Source organism: Microbacterium proteolyticum, from assembly GCF_030818075.1.
Lineage (GTDB): Bacteria > Actinomycetota > Actinomycetes > Actinomycetales > Microbacteriaceae > Microbacterium > Microbacterium proteolyticum_A.
Genome location: NZ_JAUSZZ010000001.1, coordinates 2805955 through 2827171 on the forward strand (window position 1 = coordinate 2805955; position 21217 = coordinate 2827171).

The 21217-nt window shown below is 64.4% G+C and carries 20 protein-coding genes, 1 tRNA gene and 1 other RNA gene; 13 read left to right on the forward strand and 9 right to left on the reverse strand.

The genetic code is table 11. The features are described from left to right. The first annotated feature begins 214 nt into the window (after positions 1-214). Complete coding sequence (locus QE392_RS13050; protein WP_307452387.1) at positions 215-1348, forward strand: S8 family peptidase; 1134 nt, start codon at positions 215-217, stop codon at positions 1346-1348. Positions 1349-1894: 546 nt separating this feature from the next. On the opposite strand, the gene QE392_RS13055 is transcribed toward QE392_RS13050, so the two are convergent. Then, a complete protein-coding gene (locus tag QE392_RS13055) occupies positions 1895-2488 on the reverse strand; it encodes a hypothetical protein (protein WP_307452390.1) in 594 nt (197 codons plus the stop codon). A gap of 902 nt (positions 2489-3390) precedes the next feature. On the opposite strand from QE392_RS13055, the gene QE392_RS13060 reads away from it, so the two are divergent. The 6 genes from QE392_RS13060 (at position 3391) to QE392_RS13085 (ending at position 7884) form a co-directional block, all read left to right on the forward strand. Next, positions 3391-3762 (forward strand): hypothetical protein, encoded by a 372-nt coding sequence (locus tag QE392_RS13060; RefSeq protein WP_307452392.1) that lies wholly within the window; start codon positions 3391-3393, stop codon positions 3760-3762. A 480-nt stretch (positions 3763-4242) separates the two neighbouring features. Further along, positions 4243-4770 (forward strand): hypothetical protein, encoded by a 528-nt coding sequence (locus QE392_RS13065; RefSeq protein WP_307452394.1) that lies wholly within the window; start codon positions 4243-4245, stop codon positions 4768-4770. Then, entirely contained in the window at positions 4767-5237 is a 471-nt protein-coding gene (locus QE392_RS13070; RefSeq protein ID WP_307452396.1) for a hypothetical protein, read from the forward strand. The genes QE392_RS13065 and QE392_RS13070 overlap by 4 nt, the downstream gene beginning before the upstream one ends. 440 nt (positions 5238-5677) lie before the next feature. Beyond that, the gene (locus QE392_RS13075) at positions 5678-6376 is read left to right on the forward strand and encodes a recombinase family protein (RefSeq protein ID WP_307452398.1); all 699 of its coding nucleotides are present in this window, start codon (positions 5678-5680) and stop codon (positions 6374-6376) included. A 48-nt stretch (positions 6377-6424) separates the two neighbouring features. Next, a complete protein-coding gene (locus tag QE392_RS13080; protein WP_307452400.1) occupies positions 6425-6661 on the forward strand; it encodes a helix-turn-helix transcriptional regulator in 237 nt (78 codons plus the stop codon). Continuing rightward, positions 6658-7884 carry a tyrosine-type recombinase/integrase gene (locus QE392_RS13085; RefSeq protein ID WP_307452403.1) on the forward strand — a complete coding sequence of 409 codons (1227 nt, stop codon included), beginning with the start codon at positions 6658-6660 and terminating at the stop codon, positions 7882-7884. Before QE392_RS13080 ends, QE392_RS13085 begins: the two co-directional genes overlap by 4 nt. A 14-nt stretch (positions 7885-7898) precedes the next feature. Here the strand turns inward: QE392_RS13085 and QE392_RS13090 are convergent, their stop codons facing one another. Beyond that, positions 7899-10889, reverse strand: coding sequence for an SIR2 family NAD-dependent protein deacylase (locus tag QE392_RS13090; RefSeq protein WP_307452404.1), 2991 nt, complete (start codon positions 10887-10889; stop codon positions 7899-7901). Between the two features lie 144 nt (positions 10890-11033). Further along, positions 11034-11106, reverse strand: a tRNA-Lys gene (locus tag QE392_RS13095). 102 nt (positions 11107-11208) lie between these two features. On the opposite strand from QE392_RS13095, the gene QE392_RS13100 reads away from it, so the two are divergent. Together QE392_RS13100 and QE392_RS13105 are read left to right on the forward strand one after the other, a co-directional pair. After that, positions 11209-12027, forward strand: coding sequence for an inositol monophosphatase family protein (locus QE392_RS13100; protein WP_307452406.1), 819 nt, complete (start codon positions 11209-11211; stop codon positions 12025-12027). Beyond that, on the forward strand, positions 12024-12605 hold the full coding sequence (locus QE392_RS13105; protein ID WP_307452409.1) for a hypothetical protein: 582 nt from the start codon (positions 12024-12026) through the stop codon (positions 12603-12605). The genes QE392_RS13100 and QE392_RS13105 overlap by 4 nt, the downstream gene beginning before the upstream one ends. Positions 12606-12626: 21 nt before the next feature. Here QE392_RS13105 and QE392_RS13110 read toward each other — a convergent pair whose 3' ends face one another. Further along, on the reverse strand, positions 12627-12893 hold the full coding sequence (locus QE392_RS13110) for a hypothetical protein (protein ID WP_307452411.1): 267 nt from the start codon (positions 12891-12893) through the stop codon (positions 12627-12629). Positions 12894-13041: 148 nt separating this feature from the next. Between QE392_RS13110 and QE392_RS13115 the strand changes: the two genes are divergently transcribed. Continuing rightward, positions 13042-13860, forward strand: coding sequence for a DUF6891 domain-containing protein (locus tag QE392_RS13115; RefSeq protein WP_307452414.1), 819 nt, complete (start codon positions 13042-13044; stop codon positions 13858-13860). 11 nt (positions 13861-13871) lie between these two features. Next, entirely contained in the window at positions 13872-14411 is a 540-nt protein-coding gene (locus QE392_RS13120) for a YaeQ family protein (RefSeq protein ID WP_307452416.1), read from the forward strand. 195 nt (positions 14412-14606) lie between these two features. Here the strand turns inward: QE392_RS13120 and ssrA are convergent. Beyond that, positions 14607-14976, reverse strand: a transfer-messenger RNA (tmRNA) gene (gene ssrA, locus QE392_RS13125). Positions 14977-15316: 340 nt separating this feature from the next. Here ssrA and QE392_RS13130 point away from each other — a divergent pair. Then, positions 15317-15973, forward strand: coding sequence for an SIMPL domain-containing protein (locus tag QE392_RS13130; RefSeq protein ID WP_307452419.1), 657 nt, complete (start codon positions 15317-15319; stop codon positions 15971-15973). A gap of 74 nt (positions 15974-16047) precedes the next feature. On the opposite strand, the gene smpB is transcribed toward QE392_RS13130, so the two are convergent. The 4 genes from smpB to prfB all read right to left on the reverse strand — a co-directional run bounded on the left by smpB (position 16048) and on the right by prfB (position 19840). Further along, positions 16048-16524: an SsrA-binding protein SmpB gene (gene smpB / locus QE392_RS13135; protein WP_058231363.1), complete on the reverse strand. Its 477-nt coding sequence runs from the start codon at positions 16522-16524 to the stop codon at positions 16048-16050. A gap of 86 nt (positions 16525-16610) precedes the next feature. Further along, positions 16611-17528 (reverse strand): permease-like cell division protein FtsX, encoded by a 918-nt coding sequence (ftsX, locus tag QE392_RS13140; protein ID WP_307452422.1) that lies wholly within the window; start codon positions 17526-17528, stop codon positions 16611-16613. Continuing rightward, complete coding sequence (gene ftsE, locus QE392_RS13145; protein ID WP_307452425.1) at positions 17525-18601, reverse strand: cell division ATP-binding protein FtsE; 1077 nt, start codon at positions 18599-18601, stop codon at positions 17525-17527. The genes ftsX and ftsE overlap by 4 nt, the downstream gene beginning before the upstream one ends. 126 nt (positions 18602-18727) lie before the next feature. After that, positions 18728-19840 (reverse strand): peptide chain release factor 2, encoded by a 1113-nt coding sequence (gene prfB, locus QE392_RS13150; RefSeq protein WP_307452427.1) that lies wholly within the window; start codon positions 19838-19840, stop codon positions 18728-18730. Between the two features lie 71 nt (positions 19841-19911). Between prfB and QE392_RS13155 the strand changes: the two genes are divergently transcribed. Further along, positions 19912-21150 carry an MFS transporter gene (locus QE392_RS13155; RefSeq protein ID WP_307454147.1) on the forward strand — a complete coding sequence of 413 codons (1239 nt, stop codon included), beginning with the start codon at positions 19912-19914 and terminating at the stop codon, positions 21148-21150. Positions 21151-21217 lie beyond the last annotated feature (67 nt).

Sequence of the window (21217 nt, forward strand, 5' to 3'; positions counted from 1 at the left end):
GTTGTTCGTCCATCACGCACGTGCGTTGACCCCGCCCCGCACGACGCCGCGGCGGTGATATATCGGTGGATTTCGGAGTCGTAAATTCTGCGAGGAATCCCTCGCGGCATCATGCCGACCGGCTTACGGTCACTCCATGACTTCCCCCGGAGTCAGCGTCGGCCCCCGGGTCGGCGCCGAGTCGCCCGTGCCGCCGGGCGTGAGAGGACCCGTTATGACTTTCCGTACGCCCCGACGCGCCCGCCTGACCGCCGCGACGGTTCTGCTCGCCGCGGTCGGCACGGTCACCACCCTGGGAGCGACGCCCGCTGCCGCTGCGCCGCCCACCGAGTCGGACTACGTCGTCATGATCAAGGAGGGGAGCACGCTCGACAGCGTCCTGCAGCGGCTGAGCGGTGTCCTGCCCGAGGGTTCGCTCACTCGAAGCTTCGACGCCCTGGGCGGCTTCGTGGCGCGCCTCAGCGACGGCGAGGCCGCCCTGTTGTCGCGCAGCGCACTGATCGAGACCGTCGAGCGGGATTCGGTGATGACGACCCAGGTCACCTGGGGTCTGGACCGTATCGACCAGCCGAGCCTGCCGCTCGACAACTCCTACACCCCCGCAGGGACAGGAGCCGGGGTGACCGCCTACATCATCGACACCGGCATCACCGCCTCCGACCCCGAGTTCACCGGGCGCGTCCGCTCGGGCTACACCGCGATCTCGGACGGCCGAGGCACCGGCGACTGCAACGGACACGGCACGCACGTCGCCGGCACCGTCGGCAGCGAGACCTATGGTGTCGCCACCGATGTCAGTCTCGTCGCCGTCCGCGTGCTCGGCTGCGACGGCTCGGGTTCGACGTCGGGCGTCATCGCGGGCATGGACTGGGTGGCCCGCAACGCCGTACGCCCCGCCGTGGCCAACATGAGCCTGGGCGGGCTCTACAGCTCGTCCACCAACTCTGCGGTCAAGCGCATGACCGACAAGGGCATCACTGTCGCCGTCGCCGCCGGTAACGACAGCATTTCGGCCTGCTACGCCTCCCCCGCCTCGGCACCGTCTGCGCTGACCGTGGCGGCCAGTACGCGCGCCGACGCCCGCGCGTCCTTCTCGAACTACGGCAGCTGCGTCGACATCTTCGCCCCCGGCCAGGAGATCACCTCGACATGGTTCGACGGCACCACCAAGACGATCTCGGGGACGTCGATGGCATCCCCGCATGTCGCCGGTGTCGCCGCCCTCGTGCTGCAGAGCTCCCCCGGCGCCTCGCCGTCGGCGGTCGCGACGACGATCCGCGGCGACGCCGTCACGGGCAAGATCACCGACGTGCGCAATTCGCCGAACCGGCTGGCGCAGGTGCCGTGACGTTGTCCCCGGGTCTGGGAGCCGACCGCGTTGGGGGCGGCTCCCAGACCCGGGGGTGAGGGGCCCCGCGAAGCATCGGCGGCGAGCCGCCCCCTCAGCGCCGGGTGATCTCCCGGCGTGCCGCTGATGAAACGAAGATCCCCTGCCGGCCTCGCCGCCGGGAGGGGATCTTCCTCCCCCGCCCGCCCTCGGAGCAGCCGGCGGAGCCGCGCCGTCCCCTCACCGGACGGCGGGCGGCTCGTTCCCGACCGCGCGCCATGTCTGCTCCCCTCTGACGCGGGGAGCACCCCGAACCGCCCGAAGGTCTGGCCTAGAGAGAAGAAACGCCTGGTCGGGATAATTTCCCGACCAGGCGTCTCACATGGTGCACCCCCTGGGACTCGAACCCAGAACCCACTGTTCAGTGAGGCGCGAAATCTCTGCTGATCCGACGTGAACCCGCGTAGCGTCGAATCTAGTTTTTTCCCAGTTCAGGAATACTTAATACATCGTCACGCTTCACGCAGAAGCACGGACGCTCCCGCAGTCATCCTGACTGAATCCTGACTAGCTCACGGGCGAGACTTGTCCCCAGTCAGCCAGGCGGTCCTTCTCGTCCAGCAGCCACGGGAACCCGATAAAGATGGTTCCAACGGGGTCGGGATTCAGCTCGGGAAACTCGACGGTTACAGACATCCGGGGGCGTCCATCGTCACCCTGGTCCAGCGTGAGAAGCGCACGACGCTCCCCTGCCAGGAGGAACGACGTCTCGTGCAACGCGTAAGCGATGCTCCACGCGAAGGTCATGCGCGCCCGCTGATCGCGAGGGTCGATTCGCACCCCTAGGTCTCGCTTGCTCAACACGAGGTTCATCTGATTGATGACCTCTCGTATGGGGTGGAGGACTTTCACCCTGCCCCCCTCCGTGTTTTTTCTAAGCAGACCGTCCAACATCAGTTTCGCGAAGGCCTCAATCTCCCGGTAGGCGCCCCCCTCGTTTCGTTCGCGATGCGCCACGCTGTGCGCTAGGTCCAGCAGCGAACCCTTCGCGTCGTCGCGCACCGCCATGAGAAGAGCAACCGCGGACCCGTTGGGAGGAATGAGTCCGTTATTGACGAGCGTCACGCTCTCGATGACGGATTCTTTCTCGGTGGGTCGCATACGTCGATGATGCCCGGTGCTCCGGACATCTCAATCTGCGTTAGCCACCTAGAAGCTTCGTGTCGGTCGAAACTACTCGCCCGGCGTGTCGCCCGCCGTCCCGAGGGAGACAGTCACCCCGCCGTCACCCAGCCTCACAGCTTCGCCAACAGCGAGGGCGAGCCGGTGGAACGTGCAGGCGTGGAAGACGAGTGGGGGCTGACCACTCTCGATCCACCCCGGAACGTGCGACATGTCTACAGCGTGCCCGGCAGTGACGGCGCAACCGAACACGTCGCACGTTTTCATGTATCGCACATTAATGAATCCTTAGCTCTATCGCGGGGGCAGGGCTGACAAGGAGAAGCTGAGGCAATAGCGCAGGTGCGCACTAATCGGCGCACCCCGCACTCGCGCAAAGGTTCACCAAAAAGCCAATAAGCCCCCACGCTTACTGTAAACTTGAACTAACACTTCGAGACTCCACACTCGCTCAGTGTCCTGCCCTCTGCTCCCGCTGTCTTCCATCCGGCGATGAGCAGGGGGCTTCTTCACGCCACCAGTGGCGTGAAGGGGCCAAAGAAGTCTGCGTCACGTGCTCGAAGTCAGTGTGTACAAACCGAGGGTTGCCTTCACGCCACCAGTGGCGTGAAAGGGACCAAGTAGGGTAGACGTGCTCGAAGTCAGTGTGTACAGATCACACATCTGTAACTATTAATCGTCGTTCAGCCAACGAAGCGCGAGCAAATCGATTAGAATCAAATTATCTTCTTTTGCTATCTATTCTTTATCTGATTTCATTTGAAGATTTTGTTTTAGAGATTATGCGGCTAGACGCTTCATGTGGAGTGAGCGACTAGCTGGGGGGTGTCACCGGTAGACGGTGGGTAGATGGAAATTGCTCCGCAGATGGATGGTGCCCGATGGGTACAGCAAGACAAGCAGATGCACTACTTAACTTGCAAAACAAGTTGGGTCGAAAGTGGAATGAAGCCGATGTGGCGAGGTATCGCCGCGATGTCATGGCGGCTCCCAACAGTGTTGTACAGGCGGAGTTTCATCAGCTCAACGAGAAGCTTGGCTACAACCGTCAAACGGCCAAGTGCTCAGACAAGCAAGCCGCTTTGATTCGTGACCTTGAATCGCAAGTTCTTGGAGCACCGGTCACCGACTGGACGAAGTTCCGTCACATGACGTTTGACGAGGCGGATGTACGAATCAAAAACTTGTTGGCCGAGCTAGCGGAGTTGAAGACCAACAAGGAGTTCCAGGGCATCGTTGGCGGTGTGCTTTGACATGCATGAGCTTGCACCCTTGGCTCGCTGGGAAGCACAGAACGCGCGTCTAGAGGCGAACCTCGATGTCCTCCAAATGCTGGCCGATTATCTTCTCGAAGAGGTGTTGTGAAGGGTTCACGCGAGACGTTGGAGAGATTGCTGACGGGTTGCTTGGATTGCCAAGAAGTAGAAATTGCCTACCGAATGCTCTCCAACGCACGAGAGCTCAGATGGCCGCTCCCGTCCGACGAGTTTATGCAAATGTTCGAGCAACGTGTGAAGCTGATTCACAGAGCAACGAGTCTCTGAGCCCGCTTCCTAGCTCCGCTCGAATTCTCCCGAAAATAGTTGCTCATTTCGGGACACTTTGCGCTCGCGTATCCGATAGTAGAAGTCAGGAAAGGCACCGGCGTAAGTCACCAGTTCTCCTCAGGGTGGTGAACGCGAAAGATCAATGGTTCCGGTGCCTTTCCCCCTGAACTACAAAGGAGAACCGCTATGGCGAAGCTAGGCAGACCAAGCTCTATTGCCACGCGCTCCGACGTGAACTCGATTATTCTCGATCTTGACGCCGGTATCGCCTATGAACGTTTGAGCACGAAATATGGCGTGAGCACAAGCGCCCTATCCAGATTCAATCTCGCCCGAAACGCGGTCGAGGAGAACGTGCAATCAGGTCGCAATCCGGTCACCGACGTTGTTAGCCGACTCGTGGAAGCCGCGGATGATGCGCAATCGCTCCGTCGTCACACCGCTCTCACTGGCGCTCCTCTCAGTCGTGCACGCTCGATCAAGGCGGAGGCAGACATCCTCCTCAACCTCGTAGACCGTCTCGGCATCACTGACACGTCAATTGCGGACGTGATGCGAGATGCCGAGTCGATAATGAACGCGACGGCGGAATTTGTTCGCGAGCACCCTTCCTCAGCGCTGCCGCTCATCGAATCCATCGCGAAGCACCCCGAACTCGCCCCCCTCGCCGACGCCCTGCGTCGACTCATTTCCCCCAGGAGAACAGGATCATGACCGAAGCAACAACGAAGACACCAGCCCGCGTAGGTGACACGGTTACGGTGCTTGGAGCGATTAGCCTTCCTGATCCGGAGCGCGGCGACGTTGCGACAGTGCGTCAACGTGGGCACGTCTTCGTCCTCACTGACGCGGTGTACGAGGCGTCGAAGAACCGATATGGATGGAGCTTCTTCGACGACATCTCCACGGACACTCAGGTCAAGGCATGGGGCACGGAGAAGCTGGCTCTTGGAGACCTGAGTGAGACCGTCCTTTGGTGGCAAGAAGATAGCTCTTCCGCGAGGCTGGCATATGACCACGAGATGGCGAACGCGGCTCTCATTGCAGACCACGAAGAACGAGCGGCTACCGTCACCGCGATCCGCAAGAAGTTCGCGAACGCGGGGCTGAATCCTTCTAATCAGGTATCAAGGAGATTCCCCGCCGACCGCGACCCTCACGCCACGGAGGACGCCCGATGACCACTGTTGGGGACACCCCTTATGGAGACAGTCTCCGAATGTTCGCTCGCGAACTACGTCGTGCGCTCGAAGCCCAGCAACAGGACGACGACCACCAAGCTGAGCGGGAAGAGCAGGACTGACACCTAACGCCGCAGATGATCCGCAAAACAACCGTGTGACCTGACCCGGGGTCTGGAATTCTCCTCGGGTCACACGGTCCCGACCGACTTAAGTCTTTCAATGCCGGGATGACAGTCGGTCCAGCCCCCTCCCTCAGCTTCGCTCACCTGGCTAGTGGGGAGGGGGTCTTCTCATGCTCTCGCGACTGTCTCACCTGTCATGGCATATGAGATAGCGGTACGTACGCACAAAACCGTCTCACGTATGCGCTTGAAGACATCAGTTGACACGTGTCTCACCTATTGCGTCGCATAGGCAGTAGGTGATACTTTTGCCGCATGACGAGTTCTCACGGCACCACCCCCGGCTACGCATGGGCGTACCGAAGAGTGTCGAGCGTGCAGCAGAGCTACGCCCGCCAGACCGAAGCGCTCACCAAGGCGCTCCGTGATGCCGGTGTGCCAGAACAAGAAATTGCGAGCCGCATCTTCGAAGACAAGTTGACGGGGAAACACGAGAACCGCCCCGGCTATCAAGCCCTCCTCAGCCGTGTGCGACGAGGCGACCAGATTTTCGTGAGCAGCTTGGACAGATTCGGTAGAACGACCCTCCACATCCTCAACACCATTGAGGAGCTGGCGAACAAGGGCGTTCAGATCAAGTCACTGAAGGAGGGTGAGCAGTTCGAAGGCATCACCGGCAAGCTCATCCTGACCATCCTCGCGGCGTTGGCTGAATGGGAGCGGGCCAACATCGCCGAGCGCGCGGCAGAGGGCAGAGCCGCCAGAGCCGCCACGGGTGACAGGAAGCCCCGCGCGAAGACAGCCCTCACGCCTGAGAAGGTGACAGCGGTGAAAGCTTTGCGGGCGCAAGGAATGACCATCGACCACATCGTGAAGACGCTTGGCGTGTCCCGCGCCTCCGTCTATCGAGCACTGGACGACGGTGCAGTGAAGACGCCTCGCCCGCGCAAGGGCGTCCAGCCCAATGAAGACATCCTGTTCGAGGTTCCGCAGGAGGAGCTACCGAAGCGGTGAGACACCGCCCCGGTACGCAGATTCAAAAAGAACCTCTAGGGAGACACGATGGACAAACAACAATTTCGGGGCAGCACAACAGAAGCAGGGGCGGTTGAAGCATTCAGTGACCGGTTGATGACACCAAGGGAGGTCGCGGACCGCCTTGTGCGCTCCGTGCCAGCCCTGGCGCAGATGCGCTATCGCGGCACCGGTCCGAAATTTATCCACGCTGGCGGTCGCATCCGCTACCGAGAGAGCGCCGTCGAGGCGTGGCTGAACACCGGAGAGAAGACCACGACATGACCGCATCGCGCGTGTGGGTAGCTGATCGGTGGATGCGCGCCGACAAGACCAAGAAACCGTCCTACGGGCAAGGGGACCGCTGGCGCGTCGTGTGGATTGACCCTGAGACGAAGCGTGAACGATCCCGGCAGTTCAGCAAAAAGACCGATGCAGATGCGTTCCGGGCGGCGAAGGAACACAGCCTCAGAGACGGTGCTTACGTCTCCCCCGAGGTCGAAGCGATGACGGTAGGCGAAGTGCTCACCGTGTGGATGTCCTCGAAGAAGCGCCCGAAGGATTCGAGCCTGAAGAAGTACGAGGACGCCATCGCCATGTACGTACGCCCTCGCTGGGGTGGCGTGCTTCTGACGGCGGTACAGCGTCCTGACGTTGAGCGGTGGCTGTCTGCCCTCATCGACGGCTCAGCGCCCCGTAAAGCCAATGCCAGGACCAAAGCCGTTCCGTTGGCTCCTGCGACCGCTAAGGCCGTTCTCCTGCCTCTGAATGCCGCTCTGCGCTACGCCGTGGCGGAGGGGTGGCTGAAGAAGAATCCTGCCTACGGTGTGGAGTTGCCGAAGGCTAAGCCTGAGCCGGTGATCTTCCTCAACTACCGGCAGTTGGAAGCGCTCGTGACGGCCACGCGCTCCGTCGCTACGGATGCGGATGCTGTCATGGTCGCTGTGCTGGGAAACGTCGGGTTGCGCCCCGGCGAAGCCGTCGCTCTTCAGGTGTCGGACGTGAATCTGAAGACGCGCCGAATCAGTATCTCGAAGACGGTCACCACGGATCGGGAGGGACGCACGATCATCGGTCATAGCCCGAAAACCGACAGCGGCATCCGTGACGTTCCGATCCCTCCGCACCTGATCCCAGAGCTTGCCGAACTCACGGATGGCAGAGCCGATGACGCTCCCCTGTTTCCAACAGCGCGCGGGCAGGTGATCAACCTCCACAACTGGAGGGACCGCGTGTGGAGGAAGGCAAAGGAGCAAGCGAAGATGCCCGCTGACCTCACTCCGAAAGGTCTGCGGCACACAGCGGCATCCCTCGCCATCGCCGCCGGTGCTGACGTTCTCGTGGTGCAGAAGATGCTTGGGCACGCCGACGCAACCGAAACTCTGAACACCTATGCCAAGCTCTGGCCCGACCGCCTCGACCAAGTGACCGCTCTCATGTCTGCCGCCAGATCTGTTGCTCTTAGTGCATGCGAGCCGACAGGAGACAAGTCACATGCCGCGAGTTGATATCTCGGCTGTCGTCACAACTCGATAGCGAGTCGAGGACGGTTCTTGTCGAGACGATCCCGACGCAGCTTGGCCTCGAAGTCGTTCAGCACCTTATTGCGATGCTGCACGCTGTCGAAGTTGTAACGTGCCTCAATGACCTTGCGGAGAAAATCTCTAATTTTATCACGGTCCGAGTCGGTGAGGTAGGTTGCCGTCAAGTATGCACGCCGAGCCAACGCAGAGAAAAATGAGACGGAGAAGAAGGTCTTAAGGCTCGTTTCGTCGATATAGTCCAGAGTCTCAACCCAGCGACGATTTTCTGCTTGCAAGAGCGCGAGGGTCCGCATCAATCCTGCATAGCCCCCATTCTCAACGTCATCGAGTTTGAGCTGGACGAGCCTCGTCGCCAGACCCGGCCCGGACAGACAGTATCGGATTCCAGCGGCGGTGATAATGGAGGGAAGGAGTTTGATCAGGAACAGCTTTAGCCGCTCTACCTCCTCTTCATCATCCGCGTCTTCTCCCAAGAATGTCGAGACTACATCGTCGAGGTCCGGGATTCCCGCCATCTCCGATTCCCACAAGTCAGCGAAAGCCACCCAGGCTACAAGAACCTTTTTGAGAATCCGTTCCTTGAGTTCTTGGTCACGCACTTCGTCAGAATCTCTGAGGACTCGTGAGGCCAGATCGACAACCAGCATTGCCACACGGGCCTCTGACAGGTCCTCGATACGCGTTGTCAAGAAGGCCGGAGAGTCGGAGTCGGAAGAGTCATCGTAATAGCTGCCAGTCAGACCTTTACGTTCGACGACGCCGTCACCCTTGGACTGCCCCTCTCCGGCGTGATCCCGCTCAGTTTCCGCGTCGTTGTCGTCGGAAAATAGCTCGTGACGAGCATCCATCTTCCGAATGCTGGAGAAGATACCGCCTGTCGGAGGAGCGATGGCGATACGCTTAATTTCCCGTTCAACTACGTCGAGCACGTCAACGGCGTTGCGAGTCATCGCCGTGTAGGTACGAACTATCGACGCAAGTTGAATCGGAAACTGGAAAACAAGCGCCCGGAATTCGGCATCATCACGGGCTGCGATCCCCGCCATTAGCTCCAGGTATGCTGAGCGTTGAAACCGCAAGGTTGTTTCGGCAGACCGCGCGAGTACACGCCGGTCAACCAAGTCGTTAACGCAATCCTGTACATTGTGATCCCAGCCAAGTTCTTCGAACTGCGCCCGAAGCCACTCCGTAATTTCCGGCTCCGATCCTTTGTCTTCTCGCTTCTCAACGAAACGACGAGCAAGGAGTTCCAGAACGAGCCGCTTGTTCCTCACCGTCATCGTCAACTCGGAGGCAGTCTGGACATAGTCCGTGTTGAGCAACAGATCTAAGTACTGATCCAGGACTGCTATCTCAGACTCCTGCTTTTGCAGCAGAACGCCGCTTTGCACCAAGTCGACAAGCAGCGTGATTGTGAAAGGTGTACGGGGTAGGTTCTTCTCGCGAATCACAACCATCACGTAGCTGGCGACTTTGTCCTCCCGCCCAGGAGCAACGCGCCTAGCGAGTTCTCGGGCTTCGCCGTCGCTGAACCGGCCAAGAAAGACCACCGTGACCTCGACATCGGTCTGTTCCTTGAGAAGGTTAGCGATAATTACCGCGTCGCCTTGTCGGACACCGACTATCTTCAGTGCGGCCGGAGACGCGACGATGTCGCTCAACGCCTTTTGAAAGCGGGAAGACTCGTCGTAACGGAGGTTGTCGACGCCCAGAATGAGACGAGCTTGCGTCTCTTGCGGCGGCGACCCTACTCCCCAATCACGATACGCACGTTCCACGACCCTCGCAACAGGATGAACCCCCGCCGCAGTCGGATTTTTCACCAGGAGTGCGTGTGCGAGCGGCCGGAGGTCCAGCGCTTGACTCAGTGAATAACCGAGAGCGGTTGACACGCCCGACGATTCCTCACCCGCAATTATGATTATCCCTCCCTCCGACATTTTCTCTGCCAAGTCGAGTGGGGTGGGTTTGTCCTTCTCCGCATTCAAGACAGCGCTATTCACGTACTGATCGTGCGGCTCTGGCAAGAAGATGGGCGGGACCACAAGGTCCTTGATGGATTTCTCGTTTAATGTCTCAGTATCTCGCCAGAGCGTCGAGTTATCGCGGAGCGCGTCCAGCAGCAATCGTCGAGACTTCGCACCCAGTTCTGCGTGCGAAGACGTTGCGGGATCGACAAGCCCCTCTAGGAAGCTCGCGAGGTCATCGTGTCTACTTCCGTATCCAACATCAACGACGCTCTTCAGATCGGAGGCCGGATCGACGTCACCGTCAACGCAAAGCCGGAAATGGGTGTGAGCGCTTGAAGGGAACCGTTGCTCAAACGCCGTCACCATCGGACTGAAGTTCGGATCCGTCAAACCGTCGCCGACTCCGATGAAAAGGAATGTTTTGATACTAAACGCTGCCGTCTGGGTAGCCTGAGCGTCATCGTCGGCAGTAATCCGTTGATAGTCACCTTGGGAAAAGACCACGCTCGCTAGATCGTTGTACACGCCGTGCAGGTGACCGATTGCCCGAGACTCTCGTCGAATTACTTCGCGCATGTCACTTGGACGCGACCACGTTGCGGAGCCTCTCCCGAGCGCTTTCTCCAGGAGCTGATCGTAGTTCGTCGTCATGATCGGGGCACCAAGGCCGGCAATGGCCTGCGCTAGACGAGGCGACTTGAGGGGCAATGCGCCTACCGACAAAGCGAGCCAGCGTCCAAAGTCCGCTCCGAGCGTGCGCTTCAAGTCATGCGCAATTCCAATGAGGTCATCGGCGGTTTTGGCATGCTCAAGCCGAAACTCAAGAATGGTCGCAGCGTCGACGTCTATCAGCTTGGCGCGAGCGACCCCGTCCCGGATGAGGCCCATCCACGTACTCGTCTCAGCCCCACCGGTGAGAGCCATCGTCACGCCAGTACCTGTGACCACGATCACTTCTTGGCTTGCTATCGCATTTACCAGACGCGCCTTCGCATCCATTACTGCCCCCATACGAACATGGCGCGGCCACCCGCGCGCCATGGCAGCCTAGTCGACGCAAACCAGTCCTGACAGAATCCTGACCGCCGGAACAAAGCCAAACCGCCCCGCAGCAGGAACACCTGACGCGGGGCGGTTTACTCGTGCACCCCCTGGGACTCGAACCCAGAACCCACTGATTAAGAGTCAGTTGCTCTGCCGATTGAGCTAGAGGTGCGTTCCGTTGGCCCGAAACTTGCGTTCCGAACCGAGGGATCACGTTACCAGTCGTAACGTGAGCACACCAAATCGGCCACATGCCGACGGTTATCCTGGAGCCGTGCCCTCTGCCGCAGCGCCGTCCCCGACCCTCACCGACGACCTCGCTCTCGCGCTTCGGCTTGCCGACGCCGCCGACGCCGTCGCGATGCAGCGGTTCGATGCAGCCGACCTCCGAGTCGACACCAAGCCCGACCGCACCCACGTCACCGAGGCGGATCTCGCGACCGAGCGGGCGATCCGGGAGATCCTGGATGCCGAACGACCCGGCGACGCCGTGCTCGGGGAGGAGTACGGCTCCTCGGGCGACACGGCCCGGCGGTGGGTCATCGACCCGATCGACGGAACGCACAACTACATGCGCGGCATCCCGATCTGGGCGACGCTGATCGCGCTCACCGTCGACGGCGTGCCGCAGGTGGGCGTGGTCAGTCAGCCCGCTCTCGGCCGCCGCTGGTGGGCCGCCACCGGTCACGGCGCGTGGACGACGACGGCGACCGGCGACACCCGTGGCATCCACGTGTCGGGCATCGACGAGGTCGGGGCGGCCAGCATCAGCTTCCAGAGCATCGAGCAGTGGGACGGCATGGGACTCCTCCCCACCCTCGAGAAGCTGGCGCGCGCGGTGTGGCGCGACCGCGGGTACGGTGACGCGCTTCCGTACATGTGGCTGGCGGAGGGGCGCCTCGAACTCGTCGCCGAGTTCGACGTGAAGGAGTACGACATCGCCGCGATCGCCCCCATCGTTCGCGAGGCCGGTGGCCGCTTCACCGCCTTCGACGGCTCCGAACGGCTCGACGCGGGATCGTCGCTCGCGACCAACGGCATCCTCCATGACGCATTCTCGGGGCTGCTGCACGACGAGGACCGCGCCCGGTGACCGGTCACGGTGGACGCGTCGTCACCGCGGCAGCCGCGACCCTGCTCTGTCTCACGGTTCTCACGGCGTGTACGGGCACGGCGCCCGAGACCGCACCGAGCGTCGCCGAGTCCGCCGCGGGCCCGACCATCGCAGCTCCCACCGCCACGGCGACGCCCGCCTCGGAGACGCCCGAGCCGACATGCGAGAACATCATCCCGCAGGCGACGGCCGACGACTTCAAGAGCCTCGGATGGGTCTCTCAGCAGGAGCCGTTCCGCATCGGCGCGACCGCTCTCGACGACGGCATCCAGTGCAAGTGGGGGGACTCGAAGATCGCCTCCGACCGCGTCCAGATTTTCGGGTGGGCGCCCATCGATGAAGCCACCGCGGAGTTCGCCAGAGACGAACTCGTCGACTCCGGCTGGAAGGTCGAAGTCGACGGCGACCTGACCTACGTGACCGAGAACCCGGAGTGGCTCGGCGGTCGCGGCGTCGACGGCTACGGTCTGACCTACCTCTTCGGCGACGGCTGGGTGAAGCTCGCCGACACCCGGCAGAGCCTGATCCTCGTCGACAGCCCGCGCCCTCCCGCCTGAGCGGATGCCGGGCCCCCGGCGTCAGCGATACGGGTTGACCGCGGCGGCGTCCCGCGCTGCGGCGAAACCTTCGTCCCACGCGTCTCCGCGCGCCTCGAGCCCGCGCCACAACTCGTCGGCCCGCAGCACGCGCTGAGCGAAAGCCACCCAGTCGCTCCACCCGCCGGTGACCCCGGATGCCGCCGACCCGGTGACACTCCTCGGTGCGGCGGTCCAGGTCGCGGCGTCGGGCGTGGGTTCGAGATGGAACGGACCGACGTCGATTCGCGAGGCGCGGGGATCTGGCATCCCTCGACGCTAGACGCCCCGTGAGAGCCCGGGCAATCCCCGCCCGGGAGGCGGCTGCCGCGGGCGCCGGCGACGGCAGGAGGTCGAGGTCCATTCAGTCGTCACCCGCATTTGACACTCTTCGACGCGCGTCGGTTCACTGACCCTCATGAGATTCATCGATCGCATCCTCGGGCGACTCACCTCACCCGGGAAGCGGGACGCTGCCCCGGCCGACCCCACCCTCGCCGAGCCCCACCAGGCCGAGCACGGCACCACCCCGGCCGACCCCACCCTCGCCGAGCTCCACCAGGCCGAGCACGACGCCACCCCGGTGGACCCCGCCCTCGCCGAGCTCTACGAGACCGCTCGGGAAGCCGTCATTCCCGGCTTCCGGGACTTCGATGAGGTCGTGGAGCAGGTTCAGGACGTCCTCGAGCTGGAAGACAGCGAGGCCGTCGAAGCCGTCGTGCGAAAGGTCTGGATCGCCCGTCAGGAAGCGGAGGCCGGGTGGCCGGAGGTCACCGAGGCGGACCGCCTGTTCGACGCCTTCGAGGCCCTCGGCGACCTCGGCGTTCTCGCCCTCCCGGACTTCACCTGCTGCAACAGCTGCGGCACGTCCGAAATCGCAGACGCCCGGACGCCCCTCGAGGGCGGCACCGGCTATCACGAATGGGCCTACGTCTTCTTCCACCAGCAGGACACCGAGCGCCTCGCCGAAGAGCCTGCGCACCTGCTGCTCACCTTCAGCGCTTTCGCCCCCGTGCGAGATCTCGATCCCGATCTGCTCGCTCGGGCGGACGGAGGCGATCAGGCCGCTCTCACAGAGGCGTGGCGCCAGACCGACGCCCGCGTGGGACGGATCGTCGTGGACGCCCTCGCCGAGGCCGGTCTCCCCGTGGAATGGAGCGGCGATCCCGCCCAGCGCATCGTCGTCACGATGCCCCAGTGGCGTCAACGACTCCCCGAGGATGCTCCCGCCGCGTAGGCTCGAACCCCGTGGCCATCGGATCGACCATTCACACGTTCACCGTGCAGCTCTCCGACGTCGATCGCGGCGTCTACGACGAACTGCAGCTCCGCGTCGCGCGGCATCCATCCGAGACCGCCCCGTACATGCTCACGCGGGTCCTCGCGTACTGCCTCGAGTACGAGGAGGGCATCGGCTTCAGCGAGGGTGTCGCCGCCACCGATGAGCCCGCCGTGATGGTGACGGACCTCACCGGAGCCCTCGTCGCCTGGATCGAGGTGGGAGCCCCGGATGCCGCTCGCCTGCACACCGGCAGCATGAAGGCCGGACGAGTCGCCGTATACACCCATCGCGACCCCGACAAGGTCGCCGCCGCGTGGGCGGGCAAGCGCATCCACCGCGCCGACGAGGTGCTGCTGCACAGCTTCGACCCGGGCTTCGTCGAGCGCCTCGCCGACAGCATCGAGCGCCGCAGCAGCGCCACCCTGACCCGGACGGAGGGGCGCATCTACCTCGAGCTCAACGGCGTCTCGGGCGAGAGCGACCTCCACACCCGCGCCGCGGCCTGACCCCCCGAGCACGCTCGTACCGCGGCTCGAACGGGCCGATCGTGCAGCGGCCTGACCCCGCGAGCACGCTCGCACCGCGGTCCGAACGGGCCGATTGCGCCGCCGCGTGGGGCACGTACGCGCGAAGAAGCCCCCGCCCCCGCCGAAACGGGCGGGAGCGGGGGCTTCGTCAGACGACTCAACCGTGACAACGGCTCGTGGAGCTGGGGGGAATCGAACCCCCGTCCAACGCTGGGTCTCCGCGTTTTCTCCGGGCGCAGTCTGTGCAGACGTTCTGCTCGGCTCCGACCTTTGTCACAGACACCTAAGTCGACGAGCCCAGCCTGGGAAAAGTCCCGCGTGACGTCCAGACGCCGTCACGCAGCAAGACCCCTAAATGACGCCAGGATCCGTGGCGGGGTCACACACGGTCTGACGGACTATCGGGCTCGCTTAGGCAGCGAGGGCGAAGTCAGTGCGCTTAGCATCGGCACTTATTGGTTTGCAGGGAGCGTTTACGAGATAACCCCACATCCTCGGCCCGCTTCTCGCGGGTTCGCAGGCGCTGTCGAAACCGATCAGCCCCGGGAACTCCGTGAAGGAGCGGCCGTTGTCACGCTGTTGAGTTGCCACCTCGGGCGCCGAAGCACCCGAGCATCACAGTCTATAACGGATCGAGACGCGACATCATTCCCACCCTCGGATCCGGGCAGCGCGCGCCAGGCGCGAACGAAGTGATTCCGGCCGCACCGGTGTGCCGAACTCCGGAGAATCGCACTCGCCGCCGTGCACGACGACAACGGTCCCACGCTGGTCGAGCGATCTCCCCGGAGTTCCGCACGACGACACCGCACCCACACCCCCACTCACCGACGACGAGGACATCGCGGAACACCGCACGACACCCGTCGCGTAGGCTCCCGTCCATGAGCGAGGTCGTCATCACCGTCCGGGGCGAGAGCAACGCCCGCGTTCGCGCGGAGGAGGCGGCGGTACGCGTCACCGTCTCCACCGACGGCCCCTCCCGCGGCCCCGTCGTCGAGCGGGCGCAGGAGAGGGCGTCGGTCGTGCAAGACGGGCTCGTCGCGCATCTGCGGTCCGGCGAGGTGTCCGAGTGGTCGAGCGCGCGCGTATCGGTGTGGTCGGACAGGCCGTGGAACAACGAGGGCGCGCAGCTTCCCCTCGTGCACCACGCCGGCGTCGAGCTCTCGGCGACGTTCACCGACGCCGGCGCGCTGTCGTGGTGGTTGGGCGATGTCGCCGAGTCCGACGACGTGCAGGTCACGGCCGTCGAGTGGCGCCTCTCCCCCGACACCCGCGCGCGCGTCGAGCGCGAGGTCGCCGCCGAGGCGGTGCACGTCGCGGTCGAACGCGCCGCCGCGTACGCGGACGCGCTGGGTCTGGCATCCGTGTCCGCCGTGGAGATCGCGGATGCCGGTCTGCTCGGCTCCCACCCGGAGACCCCCGCTCCCCTCGGTGCACGCTTGATGGCGGCGAGCGGCGCGGGCGGACCGTCGTTCAGCCTGCGGCCGCCCGAGATCGTCGTGACATCGGTGGTGGAGGGGCGCTTCCGCGCCGAGTAGCTCGAAGCCGACCGGGCGTCCTACCGCGCGTCGTCTGACGGGGCTCTCGGCCTTCTGCGGCGAGCCGAGACGGTTTATTCGCCCAGTCGGTTCTTCGTCCGCATCGCGCGCTCGGCCTCGCGCTTGTCTTCGCGTTCGCGGATGGTCTGGCGCTTCTCGAATTCGCGCTTGCCCTTGGCCACCGCGATCTCGACCTTCGCACGCCCGTCGAGGAAGTACAGCCGCAGCGGCACCAGCGTGTAGCCGCCCGCGGACACCGCGTGCGACAGCTTGATGATCTCTTCCTTGTGGAGGAGGAGCTTGCGGGTGCGTTTGGCCGAGTGGTTGGTCCAGTGCCCCTGCGAGTACTCGGGGATGTGGACCGCGTCCAGATACGCCTGCCCGCCGTCGATGTAGGCGTACCCGTCGGTGAGGTTCGCCCGCCCCTGGCGCAGCGACTTCACCTCGGTGCCGGTCAGGATCAGACCGGCTTCGTACGTCTTCTCGATGGCGTAGTCGTGACGCGCCTTCTTGTTCGACGCGATGAGCTTTTCACCCTGCTCACGAGGCATGGTGCCACCTCCTCATGATCATGGGCACACAGAGCCGCTCAGTTTACCCCACCGCTCGACGTCGGCCTCGCCGGGGCGAGAACAGGCTAGGCGCGCAACCACCGGCGGATGGCGAAACTGGCGCTCAGGGCGGCAAGGATCACGCCGACCACGACGATCACCGGGATGACGACGGCGACGTCGCCGACATTGACCCACGAGGTGATGAAGCCGATGCGGTCACGCAGGTACTGATCGACGCCGATGCCGACGATCGCCCAGACGGCGACACTCGCGAGGCCGGAGCCGACCAGGGCCGCCAAGACGCCCTCGAGGACGAACGGTGTCTGGATGAAGCGGTTGGACGCGCCCACCAGGCGCATGATCCCGAGCTCGCGCCGTCGAGCGAATGCCGACAGACGGATGGTGGTGGCGATGAGCAGCACCGCGGCGATGAGCATGAGGCCGGCGATACCGACGGCGACGTAGGTCGCGACCGTGAGCGCTTGGAAGAGCGGCTCGAGGTATTGCAGCTGATCCTGCACGTCTTCGACGCCCGTCTGCCCGGTGAAGGCCTCGGTGATGACGTCGGACTGTCGCTGGTCGATGAGGTTGATGCTGAAGGTGGCGTTGAACTGGTCGGCGGTGACGACACCGAGGATGTCCTCCGGCAGCTGCTGCTGCGCGTCGGCGAACACCTCGTCGCTCGTCTGGAAGGTGTAGTCGCGGATGAGCGGCGCCAGGGCCGGGCCGTCGAGGGTCGCGCGCACCTCGTCGATCTGCTGCTGCGTCGCCGGCTCGCCGGCGTCGCAGGTGGGCACGTTCGACGACGAAGCGCACATGAACACCGCCACCTGAGCGCGGTCGGCCCAGTACGACTGCATCTTGCCGATCTGCATCTGCATGAGCATCGCCGCGCCGACGAACGTCAGCGAGACGAAGGTGACCAGGATGACCGAGATCACCATCGAGGCGTTGCGCCGCAGGCCCGTGAAGGCCTCCGACAGGATGAGTCCGAGCCTCATGTCGTGGGTCCCACTTCGTCGCTGCGGTCGCTCTTCTTCCCCAGTCCCAGGCGGTCGGCGAGGCCGAGCTCGTCAACCTCGGGCGTCGTGACGGGGATGAAGCCCGTGTTGGTGCCCGGTTCCCGCGGCGGCCGGGCCTGGTCGGCCGCGGGGGCCGCAGACGCGGGGGCCGGCGTCGACACGGAAGACGGCGACGTGGCGGCGGGAGCCGACGCATCGGCATCCGTCGCCCGACCTTCGGACGGCACGCGTGCCGCGCCCGTGTCGGGCAGGGGCTGGACCGGACCGGTCATGCCGGTGACCTCGCGCTGCACCTCGAGCACCGCAGTCAGCGCCGCGACAGCCGCCGCACCCCGCTCCACCTCGGGCGTCAGACGCGGGATGCTGGTCGTGTCGCCGTACCCGCCGCCGCGCTCGTCGCGCACCAGTTCGCCGCCACGCAGCTCGATCACGCGGCGCTGCATCTGGTCGACGAATCCCGCCTCGTGCGTCGCCATCACGACGGTGGTGCCGCCGGCGTTGATCCGAGCGAGCAGGCGCATGATGTCGGTGGAGGTGCCGGGGTCGAGGTTTCCGGTCGGTTCGTCGGCGAGCAGCACCTGGGGGCGGTTGACGAGCGCGCGGGCGATCGCGACGCGCTGCTGCTCCCCGCCCGACAGTTCGTGCGGCAGGCGCTTCTCTTTGCCGTCGAGGCCCACGAGCGCGAGCACCTCCGGCACGGCCTGCTGGATGAAGCCGCGGGACGACCCCGTGACCTGCAGCGTGAAGGCGACGTTCTGGAAGACGGTCTTGTTCGGCAGCAGGCGGAAGTCCTGGAACACCGAGCCGATCTCGCGACGGAAGTAGGGCACCTTGCGATTGGACAGGGTGCGCAGGTCACGGCCGAGCACGACGACGCGCCCCTCGCTGGGGGTCTCCGCCCGCAGGATCAGCTGCAGGCACGACGACTTCCCCGACCCCGACGCTCCGACGAGGAAGACGAACTCTCCGCGCAGCACCTCGAAGTCGACGGCGTTCAGGGCGGGCTTCGCGGTGCCGCGATACCGCTTGGTGACGTTCTCGAACCGGATCATGGCTCGACGAGCCTAAACGGGCGTTCCGGGCACACCGTCAAGACGCGCCGTGACCCGAAACGGAGAAAGCCCTGTGGATGCCGGGGCACCGGCATCCACAGGGCTTCTCGCGAAACGCGAGACGCGTCAGTCGTCGTCGTCCTTACGCTTGCGCCAGCGGATGCCGGCGGCGATCAGGCCGTCGAGGTCGCCGTCGAAGACGACCGCGGGGTTTCCGACCTCGTACCCGGTGCGGAGGTCTTTCACGAGCTGCTGGCCGTAGAGGAAGTACGAGCGCATCTGGTCGCCCCAGCTCGCGGTGATGGTGCCCGCGAGCTCCTTCTTCTTGGCTGCCTCTTCTTCGCGCTTGAGCAGGAGCAGACGCGTCTGCAGCACGCGCATGGCGGCGGCGCGGTTCTGGATCTGCGACTTCTCGTTCTGCATCGACACGACCAGGCCCGTGGGGAGGTGCGTGATGCGCACGGCGGAGTCGGTCGTGTTGACCGACTGACCACCGGGTCCCGAGGAACGGAAGACGTCGACACGGATGTCTCCCTCGGGCACGTCGACCTCGACGGCCTCTTCCATCACGGGGATGACCTCGACCGCGGCGAAGCTCGTCTGGCGCTTGTCGGCGCCGCCGAAGGGGCTGATGCGCGCGAGGCGGTGCGTTCCCGCCTCGACAGACAGGGTGCCGTAGGCGTAGGGCACGTCGACCTCGAAGGTGGCCGACTTGATGCCGGCGCCCTCCGCGTAGGACATGTCCATGACCTTGGCCGGGTACTTGTGACGCTCGCACCAGCGCAGGTACATGCGCAGCAGCATCTCGGCGAAGTCGGTGGCGTCGTCGCCGCCCGCACCGGAGCGGATGGTGACGACGGCGGAGCGCGCGTCGTACTCCCCGTCGAGCAGCGTCTGCACCTCGAGCTGGCCGATGACGTCCTTCAGCGCGGCAAGCTCACGGCGGGCCTCCTCGGCGGAGTCTTCGTCGTCCATCTCGATGGCGAGCTCGACGAGCACCTCGAGATCGTCGAGGCGCTGCTCGATCTCGGTGATGCGCTTGAGCTCGGCCTGACGATGGCTGAGGCGGCTGGTCACCTTCTGCGCGTTGTCGACGTCGTCCCAGAGGTCGGGAGCACCGGCTTCTTCGCTCAGGCGTTCGATGTCGGCGGTGAGTGCGTCGACGTCGACCACGGCCTGAATATCGGCGAAGGTCGAGCGCAGCGCCTGGATGTCGGCGGTCAAATCGAGTTCGAGCATTTGCGATCAAGCCTATCGTGGAGACGGTGACAGCCGACTCTCCCCGGAACGTGCTGGTGCGCTTCGCCCCGATGATCTACGGCCCCACGCTGTTGTTCTCGCTGGGCGAGGGTGCCGTCATCCCCCTCATCCCCGTCATCGCCGACCGCCTCGGCGCCGATGTCGCCGTTGCCGCATTGGTGGCCGCTGCCCTCGTCGTGGGCCAGCTCTGCGGCAACATCCCCGCCGGATGGGCCGTCGCCCGCTTCGGCGAGCGCCTCACCATGGGCACCGCCGGCATCGTCGTGCTGGCCGGGCTCGTGGGGATCGTGTTCGCTCCCTCGTTGCTGATCTTCGCGGCGGCCGTCTTCCTCATCGGGTTCTGCGCCGCGTCGTTCGCTCTCGCCCGCCATTCCTTCATGACCACGCGCGTACCCCTGCACTTCCGCGCGCGAGCCCTGTCACTGCTGGGCGGCACGTTCCGCCTCGGGATGTTCGTCGGGCCGTTCATCTCCGCGGCACTGCTGACCGTCTTCGGCGACGAAGCGGCATCCGTCGTCTTCTTCGCCGTCTGCCAGGTCGCGACCATCCTGCTCGTGTTCTTCGGACCCGACCCCGAGAAGGCCGTACCGGTGGGCGCCGGCTCCCCCACCCGTCGCGAGCCCGACGCGGCGGCCGACGCCGAAGACAGCGGCGAGCCCGTCACCGGCGCGATCCCCACGGTCGAACGCGTCGGGGTGTTCCGCACGATGTGGCGCTACCGCGGTGTGCTCGCACGCCTGGGCCTGGCCGCGGCATCGCTGTCGGCCGTGCGCTCGGCCCGCCAGGTCGTCTTGCCCCTCTGGGGGGTGTCGCTCGGGCTGGATGCCGGCACGATCGCCGTCGTCGTCGGCGTGTCGGGGGCGATCGACTTCGCCCTGTTCTACGCCAGCGGCCAGGTGATGGACCGCTTCGGGCGCCTGTGGGCGGCTCTGCCGGCCATGATCCTCATGGGCGCGGGGTTCTTCGCGTTGTCGTTCACGCATGATCTCGCCTCCGCGGCGATGTGGTACTCCCTGTTCGCGGCCGTGCTGGGGGTGGGCAACGGCCTGTCCAGCGGCATCCTGCTCACCCTCGGTGCCGACATCGCTCCCCCGAGCGATCCCGCCGCGTTCCTCGGGTCGTGGCGCACCCTCACCGACGGCGGGGGTGCGGTGGCGCCGCTGATCGTCTCGGCCCTCACCGCAGCGGTGTCGATCTCGGTCGGGGTGGGCGCCATGGGGGTCATCGCGGTGCTGGGGGCGGTGGGCTTCATCCGCTGGGTGCCCCGATACGTGCCGCGCGCCCGGTGAGGGAAAGATTTCCGCCAACCGGCAGTGATTGCATCCAAAGAGACGCAGAATTTGGAGGAGTCGACCA